The sequence below is a fragment of the Bradyrhizobium sp. Bra78 genome, from assembly GCF_024519855.1.
GTDB classification, from domain to species: Bacteria; Pseudomonadota; Alphaproteobacteria; order Rhizobiales; family Xanthobacteraceae; genus Bradyrhizobium; species Bradyrhizobium japonicum_G.
This window is the reverse complement of the sequence record NZ_JALJRE010000003.1, coordinates 661,399-677,022: the sequence shown is the minus strand read 5'-3', so window position 1 is coordinate 677,022 and position 15,624 is coordinate 661,399. Positions and strand designations below refer to the sequence as shown.

At 64.8% G+C, this 15,624-nt stretch carries 16 protein-coding genes; 14 read left to right on the top strand and 2 right to left on the bottom strand.

Going from position 1 to position 15,624, the window contains the following annotated elements:
- Positions 1 to 95: 95 nt before the first annotated feature.
- The 13 genes from OC450_RS10460 (at position 96) to OC450_RS10400 (ending at position 11,891) form a co-directional block, all read left to right on the top strand.
- Entirely contained in the window at positions 96 to 551 is a 456-nt protein-coding gene (locus OC450_RS10460; RefSeq protein WP_211382740.1) for a phasin, read from the top strand.
- 158 nt (positions 552 to 709) lie between these two features.
- Positions 710 to 1,996: a DUF445 domain-containing protein gene (locus tag OC450_RS10455; RefSeq protein WP_211382741.1), complete on the top strand. Its 1,287-nt coding sequence runs from the start codon at positions 710 to 712 to the stop codon at positions 1,994 to 1,996.
- A 199-nt stretch (positions 1,997 to 2,195) separates the two neighbouring features.
- A complete protein-coding gene (locus OC450_RS10450; RefSeq protein WP_256806422.1) occupies positions 2,196 to 2,966 on the top strand; it encodes a lipase family alpha/beta hydrolase in 771 nt (256 codons plus the stop codon).
- A 100-nt stretch (positions 2,967 to 3,066) separates the two neighbouring features.
- Positions 3,067 to 3,933, top strand: coding sequence for a phenylacetic acid degradation operon negative regulatory protein PaaX (gene paaX, locus OC450_RS10445; RefSeq protein WP_211382743.1), 867 nt, complete (start codon positions 3,067 to 3,069; stop codon positions 3,931 to 3,933).
- Between the two features lie 76 nt (positions 3,934 to 4,009).
- Positions 4,010 to 5,002, top strand: coding sequence for a 1,2-phenylacetyl-CoA epoxidase subunit PaaA (gene paaA / locus OC450_RS10440; protein ID WP_256806421.1), 993 nt, complete (start codon positions 4,010 to 4,012; stop codon positions 5,000 to 5,002).
- 10 nt (positions 5,003 to 5,012) lie between these two features.
- On the top strand, positions 5,013 to 5,300 hold the full coding sequence (gene paaB / locus OC450_RS10435) for a 1,2-phenylacetyl-CoA epoxidase subunit PaaB (protein WP_092186062.1): 288 nt from the start codon (positions 5,013 to 5,015) through the stop codon (positions 5,298 to 5,300).
- Positions 5,300 to 6,076: a 1,2-phenylacetyl-CoA epoxidase subunit PaaC gene (gene paaC / locus OC450_RS10430; RefSeq protein ID WP_211382745.1), complete on the top strand. Its 777-nt coding sequence runs from the start codon at positions 5,300 to 5,302 to the stop codon at positions 6,074 to 6,076. The genes paaB and paaC overlap by 1 nt, the downstream gene beginning before the upstream one ends.
- A complete protein-coding gene (gene paaD / locus OC450_RS10425; RefSeq protein WP_262047814.1) occupies positions 6,070 to 6,573 on the top strand; it encodes a 1,2-phenylacetyl-CoA epoxidase subunit PaaD in 504 nt (167 codons plus the stop codon). The genes paaC and paaD overlap by 7 nt, the downstream gene beginning before the upstream one ends.
- Before the next feature lie 138 nt (positions 6,574 to 6,711).
- Positions 6,712 to 7,794, top strand: a complete 1,083-nt coding sequence (paaE, locus tag OC450_RS10420; RefSeq protein WP_211382747.1) for a 1,2-phenylacetyl-CoA epoxidase subunit PaaE — start codon at positions 6,712 to 6,714, stop codon at positions 7,792 to 7,794.
- A 55-nt stretch (positions 7,795 to 7,849) separates the two neighbouring features.
- A complete protein-coding gene (gene paaI, locus OC450_RS10415) occupies positions 7,850 to 8,299 on the top strand; it encodes a hydroxyphenylacetyl-CoA thioesterase PaaI (RefSeq protein ID WP_262047813.1) in 450 nt (149 codons plus the stop codon).
- Positions 8,300 to 8,331: 32 nt separating this feature from the next.
- Positions 8,332 to 9,663, top strand: coding sequence for a phenylacetate--CoA ligase PaaK (gene paaK, locus OC450_RS10410; protein WP_211382749.1), 1,332 nt, complete (start codon positions 8,332 to 8,334; stop codon positions 9,661 to 9,663).
- A gap of 52 nt (positions 9,664 to 9,715) precedes the next feature.
- Positions 9,716 to 10,720 (top strand): zinc-binding alcohol dehydrogenase family protein, encoded by a 1,005-nt coding sequence (locus tag OC450_RS10405; RefSeq protein WP_262047812.1) that lies wholly within the window; start codon positions 9,716 to 9,718, stop codon positions 10,718 to 10,720.
- A 115-nt stretch (positions 10,721 to 10,835) separates the two neighbouring features.
- Entirely contained in the window at positions 10,836 to 11,891 is a 1,056-nt protein-coding gene (locus tag OC450_RS10400) for a YeeE/YedE family protein (protein ID WP_211382751.1), read from the top strand.
- Here the strand turns inward: OC450_RS10400 and OC450_RS10395 are convergent.
- Positions 11,870 to 12,784 carry a DMT family transporter gene (locus tag OC450_RS10395; protein ID WP_262047811.1) on the bottom strand — a complete coding sequence of 305 codons (915 nt, stop codon included), beginning with the start codon at positions 12,782 to 12,784 and terminating at the stop codon, positions 11,870 to 11,872. The two genes, OC450_RS10400 and OC450_RS10395, sit on opposite strands and share 22 nt — an antisense overlap.
- A gap of 100 nt (positions 12,785 to 12,884) precedes the next feature.
- On the opposite strand from OC450_RS10395, the gene OC450_RS10390 reads away from it, so the two are divergent.
- A complete protein-coding gene (locus OC450_RS10390) occupies positions 12,885 to 14,315 on the top strand; it encodes a PLP-dependent aminotransferase family protein (protein WP_262047810.1) in 1,431 nt (476 codons plus the stop codon).
- A gap of 61 nt (positions 14,316 to 14,376) precedes the next feature.
- Here the strand turns inward: OC450_RS10390 and OC450_RS10385 are convergent, their stop codons facing one another.
- Entirely contained in the window at positions 14,377 to 15,600 is a 1,224-nt protein-coding gene (locus OC450_RS10385; protein WP_262047809.1) for a bifunctional alpha/beta hydrolase/OsmC family protein, read from the bottom strand.
- Positions 15,601 to 15,624: the final 24 nt, after the last annotated feature.

Sequence of the window (15,624 nt, the reverse complement as noted above, 5' to 3'; positions counted from 1 at the left end):
GCATCGCACAATTAACTATGCCATATAAGCAGTGCCCCGGGCCAATGAGGACGGGGTGAGCCCATAGCTCAACCAATGAGGATGGAGAAAACCCCATGACCACCGAAACCAACACCGCTTTCGAGGGCTTCAAAGACGCTTTCAAGAACATCCAGAACCTGGAAGTTCCCGAGGCTGCCCGCGAATTCGTCAAGAAGTCCGCCAGCACCGCCAAGGATCGTGCTGCCGAAGTGTTCGCTGGCTCCGAGCGCGTGACCGCCGCCGTCGAGAACGCGGTGACCGAGTCCGTCACTGAAGCCGGCAAGATCAGCCGCAACATCCAGCAGGCGATCTTTGAGGACGCCGAGGCGTTCTTCTCGGGCATCGACAAGCTGGCGTCCGCCAAGTCGTTCAGCGAAGCCGTCGAGATCCAGTCCAGCCTGCTCCGTGCACGCGGCGAAGCCTTCGTCTCGCGCGCCAAGGCGACCACCGACTATCTCGGCAAGCTCGCCACCAACGGTGCGAAGTCCGCTCAGGACAATTTTGCCAAGGTCTACAACAAGACCGCCTGATCTGTCTGGACGAGAAACTGAATTTGAGGCCCGCTTCGGCGGGCCTTGTTTTTTGCCTTGCCGTCATTGCAAACGAAGCGAAGCCATCCGGACTCTTTCTGCGGAACGATTCTGGATTGCTTCGCTTCGCCTGCAATGACGGGTACTGTGATGCAGTCATGACTCCATCGGGCAGCTTCTCCTTCGACTCCCCCGGCGATGCCGAACGCGCGGCCGAACTGCGCCGAGTGAAGGCGCTGGCTACGCTGGTGCTGGCCTCGACGCTTCTGCTGTTCGTCGTCGCGAAATGGCTTCTCCCCGTGCATCCCGTATTCGGCTTCATCGCCGCCTTCGCGGAAGCTGCGACCATTGGCGGGCTCGCCGACTGGTATGCCGTGGTCGCGCTGTTCAAGCGTCCGCTTGGCCTGCCGATCCCGCACACCGCGATCATCCAGAGCAACCAGGCCCGCATCGCCGACAAGCTCGGCGAATTCATCCAGGTGCATTTCCTCGAGGCCGGTCCCGTCGAGGCCAAGCTGCAGGAGATCGACTTCGGCTCGTTCGTTGCGGACTGGCTGCGCGATCGCAAGCGCAGTGACGACCTGGCGCGCTTTGCGTTGCGCCTGCTGCCCGAGGCCTTCTCCGCGACCGAGACCTCCGGCCTGATGACCTTCATCATCCGCCGCATGTCCTCGCAGCTCCAGGCGATCGACCTGGCGCCGCTCGCGGCCGGCACGTTGCGCGGCTTTGTTGCGGAGGGGCGGCACCAGATCCTGTTCGACGATCTCCTGCGCGTGATGCACGAGACGCTGAACCAGAAGGAGACGATGGCGATAATCCGCGACAAGGTGCGCGCGGAGTTGCCGACCCTGCTCAGGCTCTATCGTGCCGACAAGTTTCTGGTGAACAAGATCGTTGCGTCGGCGACCGCCTTCTTCAATGAGGTGCGCAGCGATCCCAAACATCCGTTCCGGAGTGAGTTCGACCGCATGGTGCTGAGCTTCGTCGACCGGCTCGGCACCGACCAGGCCTATGTCGAACGCATCGACGGCCTGAAGCGCGACCTGCTCGCACGGCCCGAGCTTGCCGATCTCGCCCGCACGGTCTGGGCCAACACGCGGTCCTTCATCGAGCGAAGCGCGAGCGGCGAGACGCAGGTATTGCAGCATCATCTCGCCGGCATGTTCGTCGCCGCCGGCGAAGCGCTCGCCGGCGATGCCGAGCTGCGCGGCGAGATCAACAAGGGCCTGGTGGCGGTGCTGCGCAGTTTCGTCGCGGACCAGAAGAGTGGCGTCTCGACCTTCATCTCCGACCAGGTCAAGGCGTGGGACATGGCGCAGCTGATTTCGCTGATCGAGATCAACATTGGCCGCGACCTGCAATACATCCGCTTCAACGGTTCGCTGATCGGCGGGCTCGCTGGTCTTGCGCTCTACTCCGTAGAATTCCTGCTTCGATTGTTGTGACTTTTGCGTCACGCACGTTGGCATTCACGCGCCGGCCTATTGTGGCCTTTGGCTTCACCCGCTTGAATGTCGGGAACCGGCGCCCTAGCTGATTCATGTTGCGCTGCGGAACGTTCGAGAAGCCGGCGTGTTGGAATTCAACCCATTTGCCGGCATCGCAGCCGGTGACCTTTTCAGCAATTCTTCCGAGGGACCATTGATGACCGCTACTGCCCAGACGCTGCGTCCGCCGTCCCGTACTCTGATGTTCCTGGAAGGGCGCGCGATCCACGAGTTCGGTGCATTCCTCGGCTCACTGCCGCTGCTGAGCCTTGCGTCGCGCGGCGATGGGCATCCGGTGCTGGTGCTGCCGGGCCTTGTGGCCTCCGACACGTCCACACGCGCACTGCGCACGTTTCTGGCGGGCAAGGGCTATGCGGTGAGCGGCTGGCGCCAGGGCCGCAACTATGGCCTGCGCGAGGGCGTGCAGCACGCGATGGTCGATCTGGTCCAGGAGCTCAGCGATACCCATGGCCGCAAGATCAGTCTGGTGGGCTGGAGCCTCGGCGGCCTCTACGCGCGCCAGCTCGCCAAGATGATGCCGGAGCGCGTGCGCCAGGTGATCACGCTCGGCAGCCCGTTTGCGGGCAATCCCCATTCCACCAATGCCTGGCGCGTCTATGAATGGGCGAGCGGGCGGAAGTCCGACGAGGTCGATCCGCAGTTCGGCGGCGAGCTCGCCGTGCCGCCGCCGGTGCCGACCACCGCGATCTTCAGCCGCACCGATGGCGTCTGCGCCTGGCAGGGCTGCATGGAGAAGGCGGGCGCGCAGACCGAGAGCATCGAGATCGAGAGCAGCCATTGCGGCATGGGTCATCATCCGGCCGCGGTCTATGCGGTCGCCGATCGCCTCGCGCAGAAGGAAGGCCAGTGGCGGCCCTTCGACCGCAGCGGCTGGCGCAGCCTGGCCTATCCCGACCCGCATCGGTAGTGCACGTCCTCACCTCGCCCCGTGACAACGGGGAGGGGGAGAGCAACAGCGTCGCTCCCGTCCATTGTCGCGCCAGCACCAAACGCGCTATGCCTCGCGCATGGCGCATCCGTTGTCCCGCATCATCGACCAGCTCAAGCGCGAGCCGTCGCGCACCGGCTCCATCGTCATCACCGTGTTCGGCGACGCCATCGTGCCGCGCGGCGGCTCGGTGTGGCTCGGCACGCTGCTGGAATTCTTCGAGAGTCTGGCCATCGACAGCGGCGTGGTGCGCACGGCGATGTCCCGGCTCGCAGCCGATGGCTGGCTGACGCGCGAAAAGGTCGGCCGCAACAGCTTCTATCGCCTGGCCGATAAGGGGCAGCAGACCTTCGCGGCCGCCACACGTCACATCTACGATCCGCCGCCATCTGACTGGACCGGACGCTTCGAGCTGCTACTGATCGGCAATGGCGAGGATCGCGACGCCTCGCGCGAGGCGCTGCGCAACGCCGGCTTCGGCAGCCCGCTGCCTGGTGTGTGGGTTGCGCCGTCGGGCGTGCCGGTGCCGGACGAGGCCGCGGGCGCGATCCGGCTGGAAGTCTCGGCCGAGGATGACAGCGGCCGCCGTCTGCTCAGCCAAAGCTGGCCGCTCGACCGTACCGCGGACGCCTATCTGAAATTCATGAAGACGTTCGAGCCGCTGCGCGGCGCGCTCGCGCGCGGCACGAATTTGTCCGGGGCCGACGCGTTCACCGCGCGCATTCTCCTGATCCACTATTATCGCCGTGTCGTGCTGCGCGATCCCCTGCTGCCCCAGAGCCTGCTGCCGCCGGACTGGCCGGGGCGGGCTGCACGCGAACTCTGCGGCGAGATGTATCGCGCGCTGCTTGCCCCGTCCGAACAATGGCTTGATGGCCATGGAACCAACGAAAGAGGGCCATTGCCGCCGGCCCGGAAGCTTCTGGAACGCAGATTCGAGGCCTGATCGACATGTTACAGAAATATCTTGCATGAGATAATTCTTGTTATATATTGCCTCTCAATAAAACGGGAGGATGCGCATGTATACCCAGGCGCTGAACACGGCCGAGGCGGATGACCGCAGCCTCGAGGACGTAGCCAAGGCGGCCCAGTTCCAGGCCCGCATCGACGCCGAGGAGCGCATCGAGCCGAACGACTGGATGCCGGCGGCCTATCGCAAGACGCTCACCCGTCAGATCTCCCAGCACGCCCATTCCGAAATCGTCGGCATGCTGCCCGAAGGCAACTGGATCACGCGCGCGCCGACGCTGCGCCGCAAGGCGGCGCTGCTCGCCAAGGTGCAGGACGAGTGCGGCCACGGGCTTTATCTTTATGCCGCCGCGGAGACGCTTGGCGCCTCGCGCGAGGAACTGGTCGATGCGATGCTTGCCGGAAAGGCCAAGTACTCGTCCATCTTCAACTATCCGACGCTGACCTGGGCCGACATCGGCACCATCGGCTGGCTGGTGGACGGCGCCGCGATCATGAACCAGATCCCGCTGTGCCGCTGCTCCTACGGTCCCTATGCGCGCGCGATGATCCGCGTCTGCAAGGAGGAATCGTTCCACCAGCGCCAGGGCTACGAGATCATGCTGACGCTGTGCCGCGGGTCGGACGAGCAGAAGGCGATGGCGCAGGATGCGCTGGATCGGTGGTGGTGGCCGGTGCTGATGATGTTCGGCCCGCCCGATGCCACCAGCCAGCATAGCGACACCTCGACGAAGTGGAAGATCAAGCGCTTCTCCAATGACGAGCTGCGTCAGAAATTCGTCGATGCCACCGTGCCGCAGGCGCAATATCTCGGCCTCACCATTCCCGATCCCGGCATGACGCAGGACGCAGACGGGCACTGGCGCTACAGCGCGATCGACTGGACCGAATTCAAGCAGGTGCTTGCCGGCAACGGACCTTGCAACCGCGACCGCATGGCCGCGCGCCGCAAGTCGCACGACGAGGGCGCCTGGGTGCGCGAGGCTGCCGCTGCCTATGCCGCAAAGCGCGCGCAGCGTCAGACCGCACAAGCTGCGGAATAGGGAGATCACGATGACCACGCCGAACACGCCGCTGTGGGAAGTCTTCATTCGCAGCCGCAACGGGCTTGCGCACAAGCATGTTGGCTCCCTGCATGCCAGCGACGCCACCATGGCGCTCCAGGCCGCCCGCGACATCTACACCCGCCGCGGCGAGGGCCTGTCGATCTGGGTCGTGCCGTCGACCGCGATCACCGCCAGCGATCCCGCCGAGAAGGGGATGATGTTCGAGCCGGCGGAATCGAAGATCTACCGGCATCCGACGTTCTATGAGGTGCCGGAAGAAGTGGGGCACATGTGATGCCTGTCGCCAACATCCAGGTCTCCGAAACACCGCTGGTGCTCTATGCGCTGCGCCGCGCCGACGATGCGTTGATCCTCGGTCATCGGCTGTCCGAATGGTGCGGGCATGCGCCGATGATGGAAGAGGACATGGCGCTCTCCAACATCGCGCTCGATCTCATCGGCCAGGCGCGCGAGCTCTACACCTACGCCGCCAAGGCTGAAGGCAACGACAACGACGAGGACAAGCTCGCCTACCTGCGCGATGTCAGGCAGTACCGCAATCTGCTGCTGGTCGAGCAGCCGAACGGCGACTTCGCCCAGACGCTGGTGCGGCAGTTCTTCTATTCCGCTTTCGCCGACCTCTATTGGCGCGCGATGATGACATCGCGCGACACGACGCTCGCGGCGATTGCCGCGAAGTCGGAGAAGGAGAGTGCCTATCACCTGCGGCACGCCTCGGAGTGGATCATCCGTCTCGGCGACGGCACCGAGGAGAGCCATGCCCGTGCGCAGGCCGCGATCGATCATCTCTGGGCGTTCACCGGCGAGATGTTTGCCGTCGACGATGGCGAACGCGCCTTGATCCATGCGGGTATCGCCGTCGATCCGGGTGTTCTGCGCGGCCGCTGGCTGAAGATGCTCTCCGATGTCGTCAGCGAGGCCACGCTTGAGCTGCCGCAGAACGACTGGATGCAGCAGGGCGGCCGCGTGGGCCGGCACAGCGAACATCTCGGCCATCTCCTGTCCGAGCTGCAGTCGATGCAGCGCACTTTCCCGGGGCTGGCATGGTGACGGTGCTGGAACGCGATAGCGAGCTGCGCCAGCGTGCCTGGGACGCCGCGGCCAGCGTTGTCGATCCCGAAATTCCGGTGCTGAGCATCGCCGATCTCGGCGTGCTCAGAGACGTCGTTCTCGACGGCGATCATGTCGAGGTCGCGATCACGCCGACCTATTCGGGATGTCCGGCCATGAACATGATCGCGCTGGAGATCGAGGTCGCGTTGGAGCGCGCCGGATTCCGCGGCTCAAAGGTGCGCACGGTGCTGTCGCCTGCCTGGACCACCGACTGGATGAGCGATGAGGGTCGGCAGAAGCTGCGTGCCTACGGCATCGCCCCGCCGCAGGCCTCCAGCTCGCGCCGCGCGCTGTTCGGCGAACAGGCCGTCGCTTGCCCGCAATGTGGCTCGGACAATACCGAACTGTTGTCCGAATTCGGCTCGACTTCCTGCAAGGCGCTGTGGCGCTGCAATGCCTGTCGCGAGCCCTTCGATTACTTCAAGTGTCATTGAGTTGAACGAGATGCCAGCCACATTGTCATTGCGAACGCAGCGAAGCAATCCAGACTGTCTCCGCGGAAGCAGTCTGGATTGCTTCGTCGCAAGAGCTCCTCGCAATGACGGCGGTGAGGCCGATGTAGGGTGTCCATGATGTCCGCAGCCGCCCCCCGCTTCCATCGTCTGGCCGTCAGCGATCTCCGCCGCGAGGCGTCCGACGCCGTCTCGATGACCTTCGCGATCCCGCGCGAACTCTCCGATGACTATGCTTTCAACCCCGGCCAGTATCTCACGCTCCGGACCATGCTCGATGGCGAGGAAGTGCGCCGCTCCTATTCGATCTGCTCCGGTCCCGATGACGGTGAAATCCGCATCGCTGTGAAGAAGATCGACGGCGGCGCGTTTTCGAGCTGGGCCGCCGATGAACTCAAATGCGGCGACGAACTCGACGTGATGACGCCGACCGGCCGCTTCGGCGTGGTCGCGCCGGCCGATACGGGGCGGATCCATGTCGGCTTTGCCGCAGGTTCAGGCATCACGCCGATCCTGTCGATCGTCAAGGGCATCCTCGCACGCGAGCCGGACAGCCGCTTCTTCCTGTTCTACGGCAACCGCGCGACCGACAACATCATGTTCCTCGAAGCACTCGAGGAGCTCAAGGATCGCTTCATCGACCGCCTCTCGATCTTTCACGTCATCTCCGGTGAAGAGCAGGACATCCCGATCCTGCATGGCCGGCTCGACGGCGACAAGGTGAGGGTGCTGCTGCGCTCGCTGGTGCCGGCGGCAAGCGTCGATCACGTCTTCATCTGTGGTCCGTCCGGCATGAGCGAGGACATCGAGGCGACCTGCCGCGATCTCGGCATCGCGGACGAGCGCATCCACGTCGAGCGCTTCGTCTCCGAGTTCGGCGGCAAGCCGCGGCCGAAGAAGGCCGTCGCCCCGGATGCGCCGCCGAAGGCGATCGCATCGCTGATCATCGACGGCAAGCGCCGCGACGTGCCGGTCGCCGAGGACGAGGCCATCCTCGATGCCGCGCTTCGCGCCGGCGTCGATCTGCCCTTCGCCTGCAAGGGCGGCATGTGCTCGACCTGCCGGGCAAAACTGGTCGAGGGCGAGGCACCGATGGACATCAACTATTCGCTGGAACCCTGGGAGCTGAAGGCCGGTTTCGTCCTGACCTGCCAGGCAAAGCCTTCGTCGGCGCGGGTCGTCGTCGATTACGACCACGTTTGACAGTGCGAGCCAACCAGAACAACATCATGAGCAAGCCATTGGCCGGGAGAAGCGCGTGAACGTCAAAGCCGCCCTGTCGCCTGAGGATGTTGCCCGTGCCTGCGCCGACGCGATGTGGGCGGAGGACGATGCTTCCAAGGGCCTCGGGATGGAGATCGTCGAGATCGGCCCAGGCCTTGCAACGCTCGCAATGACGGTCCGGCCGGACATGGTCAATGGCCAGCGCATCGCTCATGGCGGCTTCATCTTCACGCTGGCCGATTCCGCTTTCGCCTTTGCCTGCAACTCGCACAACGACCGCGTCGTCGCGGCCCAGGGCCAGATCACCTTCATCAAGCCGGGCAAGCTCGGCGACCGCCTCGTTGCGAGAGCAAGAGAGATTACTCGGAGCGGCCGCTCCGGCATCTACGACGTGCGCGTCACCGCCGGCGATACCGTCATCGCGGAATTCCGCGGACATTCGCGCGTCATTCCCGGCAATTGGCTGCCGGCACACGACGAATAAAGAAAAGAACAGATCAATGTGGGGAAACCAGGATGGCTCTGACGAGGCTCAAGGCAGGTGGCGACGCCTATAGCGCCGAGACGGACGCGCACGAGCGCGCCTCGCGCGACGAGATCATGGCGCTCCAGAAGGAGCGGCTGGCCTGGTCGCTGAAGCACGCCTATGACAACGTCGCGCATTATCGCAAGGCTTTCGACAAGGCCGGCGTGCACCCGTCCGACTTTCGCGAACTGTCCGACCTCGCGAAATTCCCGTTCACGGTGAAGACGGATCTCCGCGACAACTATCCCTTCAACATGTTCGCAGTGCCGCGCGAGAAGCTGGTACGCGTACATGCCTCCTCCGGCACCACAGGCAAGCCGATCGTTGTCGGTTACACGCAGGCCGACATCGATACCTGGTCCGCGGTGATGGCGCGCTCGATCCGCGCCGCTGGCGGCCGCACCGGCATGATCATCCACAACGCCTATGGCTATGGGCTCTTCACCGGGGGGCTCGGCGTCCACTATGGCGCGGAGAAACTCGGCTGCACCGTGGTGCCGATCTCCGGGGGCATGACCGAGCGGCAGGTACAGCTCATCAACGATTTCCGGCCCGACATCATCACGGTGACCCCGAGCTACATGCTGGCGATCCTCGACGAGTTCAAGCGCCAGAAGCTCGATCCGCGCCAGTGCTCGCTCAAGGTCGGCATCTTCGGCGCCGAGCCCTGGACCAATGCGATGCGCGGCGAGATCGAGGACGCATTCGACATGGACGCGACCGACATCTACGGCCTGTCCGAGGTGATCGGCCCCGGCGTCGCGCAGGAATGCATCGAGACCAAGGACGGCCTGCACATCTGGGAGGATCATTTCTATCCCGAGGTGATCGACCCCGAGACCGGCGCGGTGCTTCCCGACGGCGAGAAAGGCGAGTTGGTTTTCACCTCGCTCACCAAGGAAGCCTTTCCGGTGATCCGCTATCGCACCCGCGACCTGACGCGGCTGCTGCCGGGCACGGCGCGGCCGGGCATGCGGCGCATGGAGAAGGTGACCGGGCGCTCGGACGACATGATCATCCTGCGTGGCGTCAATCTGTTCCCCACCCAGATCGAGGAGGTGCTGCTCGCGACCGACTGGTGCGGCGGGCATTTCATCATGGAGCTGACCCGCGAAGGCCGCATGGACGAGCTGACCATCATTGCCGAAGCGCGGCCGGAGAGCTGGGACGGCCGGGGTCTGGTCGACCACGCGGACCGGATCTCGACCCACATCAAGAACACCATCGGCATCAGCTCCCGGGTGCAGGTGGTCGCGCCGGCCACGCTGGAGCGTTCGCTCGGCAAAGCCAAGCGCCTCTACGACAAGCGGCCGAAGGATTGACTTGACCATCCGTAAGGGCGACAAGGCCCGCGAGAAATCGCGGGTCTTTTCCATGTCACCAGCCGATAGCAAAGCCATTGAGGCGCGCTGCGTGCGCCTCAATGCCAAGGCCGAAAACGCAGCCGCGCTTACGCCCGTGGTGGAGCGTCAGACTTTCACACGCGGTTCAGACGATCTCCTGATCGAGGTGAAGGCCGCCGCCGTCAATCCGTCCGACATCAAGGCCGCGACAGGGCTGATGCCCTATGCCGTATTCCCGCGCACGCCCGGCCGCGACTACGCGGGCGTGGTGATCGATGGGCCGGCCGATACGATCGGCCGCGAGGTGTTCGGCTCATCCGGCGATCTCGGCATCCGCCGCGACGGCACGCACGCAAGCCATCTCGTTGTGGAAGCCGACGCGGTGGTGGAGAAGCCGAAGGCGCTGTCCTGGGAGGAGGCGGCCGGCATCGGCGTGCCTTTCGTCACCGCCATGGAGGGCTTTCGCCGCGCCGGCGTGCCGAAGAATGGCGAGACCGTTCTGGTGTTCGGCGTCAACGGCAAGGTCGGTCAGGCTGCGGTACAGATCGCGACCTGGCAGGGCGCGCGCGTCATCGGCGTGGTGCGCAAGGCGGAAGCCTATGAAGGCCATGCCAATGGGCCCATCGAAGTGATCGACGCTTCCGTCACCGATGTCGCGACGCGCGTGCGCGAAGTGACCGGCGGCAAGGGCGCCGACATCGTCTTCAACACGGTCGGCGATCCCTATTTCCAGGCGGCGCACAAATCGCTCGCACTTCGCGGCCGCCAGATCCTGATCGCCGCGATTGACCGCATCGTGCAATTCAACATCCTCGAATTCTACCGGGGCCAGCACACCTATGTCGGCATCGACACACTCGGCCTGTCCTCGGTGGCAACGGGCGCCGTGCTGCGCGATCTCGGCCCCGGCTTTGCGAGCGGCCATCTGAAGCCGTTTCCGATCAGGGCGAATGCCGTCTATCCGCTGGAGCGCGCCAAGGAGGCGTATGTCGCGGTTGCCGGCTCGTCGCGGGATCGCGTGATCCTGAAGCCGTAACACGTCGTCATTCCGAGCGCAGCGAAGCAATCCAGAAATGTATCCGCGGAGACAGACTGGATTGCTTCGCTGCGCTCGCAATGACGGAGAATGACGAGAGATCTGAGAACAGCCGATGGAATCCACCCAACTCGTCATCCTCGCCGGCCTCGTCATCGGCCTGATCTATGGCGCCGTCGGCCTGCTCAGCGGCTTCTGCCTGATGAGCAGCATGCGTGGCTGGCTGGCCGGTGGAGACGGGCGGCTGGTGCGCACTTATGCGCTGGCGATCGCGGTTGCGATCGGCGCGAGCCAATTCCTCGCCGGCAGCGGTATGGTCGATCTCGGCAAGTCGATCTACCTGCAACAATCCTTTTCCGCTCCGGTGCTGTTCCTCGGCGGCCTGCTGTTCGGTTACGGCATGGTGCTGTCGAACGGCTGCGGTTCGCGTGCGCTGGTGCTGCTCGGCCGCGGCAATCTCCGCTCCTTCGTGGTGGTGATCGTGCTTGGGATTGCCGCTCAGATGAGCCTCAAGGGGCTGATCGCGCCAGCGCGCATTGCGCTGGTTCAGGCTACGCAAACCACTGTCGCCGCCAATTCGCTGCCGTCGTTGCTGGTGACGTTCGGTCCGGGCGACGCGGTCTCGCGCGTGCTGGCCGCGACCGTGATCGTCGTTGGGCTGATCCTGTTTGCTTTCGCGCATCCAAAGTTCCGGCGTTCGCCGGGCCAGATCGCGGCCGGCGCTATCGTCGGTGTCCTCGTCGCCGCCGGCTGGTTCGTCACCGGCTTTCTCGGCGCCGACGACTTCAATCCCGTGCCGGTGACCTCGCTCACCTTTATCGCGCCGATCGCGGATGCGCTGCAATACGCCATGCTCTCGACCGGCCTGACGCTCAATTTCGGTATCGCGACGGTCGGCGGCGTCTTCGCCGGCAGTCTCGTGACTGCGCTCGCGACGGGCAGCTTTCATCTCGAAGGCTATTCTTCGCCGCGCCACATGCTGCGCTCGGCCGGTGGGGCCGCGCTGATGGGCATCGGCGGGGTGATGGCGTTCGGCTGCTCGATCGGGCAGGGGCTCACAGGCGTATCGACGTTGGCGCTGGGCTCGTTCGTCGCGGTTGCCGGCATCCTGCTCGGCACGACGGCTGGCCTGCGCGGAAGCTTGCGCGTTCAGCCCCTCGCGGTCGCCTGACCGCGCAGCAGCCGGTCGCCCAGCGTCGCAAGGCCGATACCGGCGACGATCAGCCCGGCTGCGACAGCAAGACTGATGTCGATCGGCTCGCCCAGCAGGATCGCGGCACTGGCGATGCCGACGAGCGGTGTCCCGGTGGTGCCGAGCGACGTCGTCAGCGCCGAGATGCTCTTGTTGACCATCGACATCGCCCAATAGGCCAGCGCCGTCCCGATCAGTCCGGAGTACAGGAACAGCAGGACGAGCCGCCACGACCATTCCGCATGCGGCAGGCCGTCCGTGACGGTCGCGCTGACGGTCAGCACGATCGTTGCGACGAGTACCTGCCAAATCAGCAACTGGAGCGGGGATGCGATCCAGCGATGCGCGCGGATATAGATAATGTTCGCGGCCCAGGACATCGCGGCCAGGATGACCATGCCGGCGCCGAGCACGACGTTGCTATTGGTCCAGTCGATCGATGCCGGGTTCAGGATCACGGCAAGGCCGATCAGCCCGAGCAGGGCGCCGGCAAGTTTTGGCGCGGTCAGCGTATCCTTCCCGAGCAGGGGCGCAGCGATCGCGACCCAGAGCGGCGTGGTGTAGCCGAGCACGATGGCCTTGCTCGCGGGCAAGAAGCGCACGCCGGCCGCAACCAGGACCGAGAACACCGTCATGTGCAGCAGCGCGACGCTCAGGACCACAGGAATGTCGCGACGCTCCGGGATCACCAGATTGTTGCTCAGTCCGAGGATCACGAACAATCCGGCCAGCGCGATCCAGCTTCGGATCGCCGACGTCCACAGCGGCGGAAGGAACTGGACGAGCTGCTTCGTCACCGACCAGTTCACGCCCCAGGCCAGCACGACGATGAGGAACAGGCCGACAGCCGTGCGGGGTGAGAGGGAGTTCATCGCAAAATCCTTGAAGCAGTCCAGCCCGGCGGATAGCATTTCAATTGGCACCAGAAAAAGTGCCAGATCAGAAAGGAACAGGGTGCCAGTTTCGGAAAGCATGATTTCTGCCCTGATCGACCTGAGGCGGGCCGATGATGACGGGCTGGTGGCTCAGTTGACGAGCCAGCTCCGAGGCCTGATCGCAACCGGCCGTCTCGGCAAGGGTCGTGCGCTGCCGTCGAGCCGCCGGCTGGCGAGCGATCTCGGCGTTTCCCGCAACACGGTCACCTATGCGTTCGAACAGCTCGCCGCCGAGGGATATCTCGAGGCATCGCATGGCCGTCGCGCGGTGGTGACGGTCGACGGCGGCGCGCACGGTGAAGGGGTGGGGGCAGTCGTATCCGGCGTGCGCTCCGCAAAGCCGCGGCTCTCCCCGTGGGCTTCGAAGCTCAAGCAGACGGACTGGCCGATGTCCTATCAGGCACCGCTCAAGCCGTTGCGTCCGGGGCATGGCGATTTCAGGGAGTTTCCGAGCGAAGTCTGGGCCCGCTGCCTGCGCCGCAGCGCTGTGCGCGCGGCCAAGCGTGAGCTCGGGCCGGTCAACCGGACCCGCCTGCGCGAGGCGCTGGCGCATTATCTGGCGACCAGCAGGGGCGTTCACGCCACTGCGGACCAGATCATGATCCTGCCGAGCGCGCAGGCCGCGCTGACCTTGATCGCGGCGTCGCTCATCGCGCCCGGCGATGATGTCTGGGTCGAGAATCCCGGTTATCCCGGCGCCACGGCTGCCTTCCTTGCGTCCGGCGCACGCGTCACCGGCATGAGGCTGGACGAGCAGGGTATGCAGCGAATGCCCGGAATAGCCACGCCAAAGCTCATCTTCATGACACCATCTCACCAGCACCCGACCGGGCGGCTGATGTCGCTGGCCCGCCGCACCGAGTTTCTCAGGTTGAGCCGGCCCGGCAAGACCTGGATTGTGGAGGACGATTACGACGGCGAATTCCACTATGACAGCCGGCCGGTGCCGGCCTTGCAAGGCCTCGATGCCCATGGCCGCGTGTTCTATGTCGGCACGTTCTCGAAGGCGATGACATCGGACATCCGGCTTGGCTATCTCGTCGTGCCGCCGGCGCTGGTCGGCACCCTGGAAATCGCGCAACGGCACATCGGGCTGATTGCTTCCAGCCACATCCAGGAAGCGCTCGCCGAGTTCATCGCCGACGGGCATTTCCTCGCACATCTGCGCCGCGTGCGCCGGCTCTATCACGCACGCCGAGATCATCTCGTCGAGGGCCTGGAGCGCCATCTTGGTGGGGCGCTTTCGGTCGAGGTCCCCTCGGGCGGCATCCAGCTCGTCGCGCGCCTCAAGCGCGGCCGCGCTGATCAGGCGGCGGTCAAGCTGCTGGTCGAAGCGGGCGTCGAAACGCGTGCCTTGTCCAGCCTGTCGTTGGGTCGGCCGCGCGATCACGGCCTGCTGCTCGGCTTTGCGGCCTGGCGCGAGAACGAGATCAGCGCGGCACTGCGGACGATGGCGGCGTGCTTCTAGAGCATGATCCGGAAAAGTGTGAAGCGGTTTTCCGAAAAGATCATGCTCAAACAATAGGGCGCTAGTCCACGGCCTTGGTCACGATGCGGATCTCCGAGGTCAGCGTCCGGTGCACCGGGCACTTGTCGGCGATCTCCATCAATTTCTTGCGCTGCTCGGCATCGAGCGCGCCGTCCATGGTGATGTCGCGCTCGATCTGGTCGAGCATGCCGTCGCGTGTTTCGCACTCCTCGCAGTCCTTGGCGTAGATCTTGGAGTGCTTCAGCGTGACCGTGACGCGGTCGAGCGGCAGCGACTTGCGTTCGGCATAGAGGCGCATGGTCATGGATGTGCAGGCACCGAGACCGGTAAGCAGGAAGTCATAGGGGCCGGGGCCGGCATCCTCGCCGCCGGCGGCGACGGGCTCGTCCGCCACCAGATGATGCGGCCCGACCGTGATGATCTGGTTGAATTTGCTCTTGCGCGTCTCCTGCACCACGACCTGGCGCGGCGCCTCAGGGAGATCCATCGCCTTCGCGGGTTTGGCCATCTCGATGTACCGGCTCGCCCAGGCCGCGATCACATCGGCCGCATAGAGCGCGTCGGCCGGTTTGGTCAGGAGATGATCGGCGTGGTCGAGCGAGACGAAGCTCTTGGGGTGCCTGGCTGTAACGAAGATCTTGGTCGCATTGTCGATGCCGACGGTATCGTCGACCGGTGAATGCATCACCAGCAGCGCCTTGTGCAGGCCGGTGACGTCCTTCATCAGCTCATGCTCGGCGACGTCGTCGAGGAATTCGCGCCTGATCCGGAACGGGCGGCCCGCGAGCGAAACCTCGACTTCGCCTTGGGCGCGGATGCTGTCGAGATGCTCCCTAAACAGGCCGGTGACGTGCGCGGGATCGGAGGGCGCTGCGATGGTCGCAACTGCCTTGGCTTCGGGGATTTGTCCGGCTACCGCCAGGACCGCGGCGCCGCCGAGGCTGTGACCGATCAGGATCGACGGCGCCTTGCGGACGCTACGCAGATGATCGGCGGCGCGCACGAGATCGGCGACGTTGGAGGAGAACGTCGAATTGGCGAAATCCCCCTCGCTGGAGCCGAGCCCCGTGAAGTCGAAGCGCAGCACCGCGATGCCTCGGGCTGCGAGCGCGACCGAGATGCGCTTGGCCGCCAGCGTGTCCTTGCCGCAGGTGAAGCAGTGCGCGAACAGCGCAAAGGCCGCTGGCTCACCGTCCGGCAGTTCGAGTGCGGCCGAAAGCTGATGGCCGCCTTCACCCGTGAACTGAAAGCGTTCCGTCGACATGGGCTTTCCCCCCGTTTCCAAACT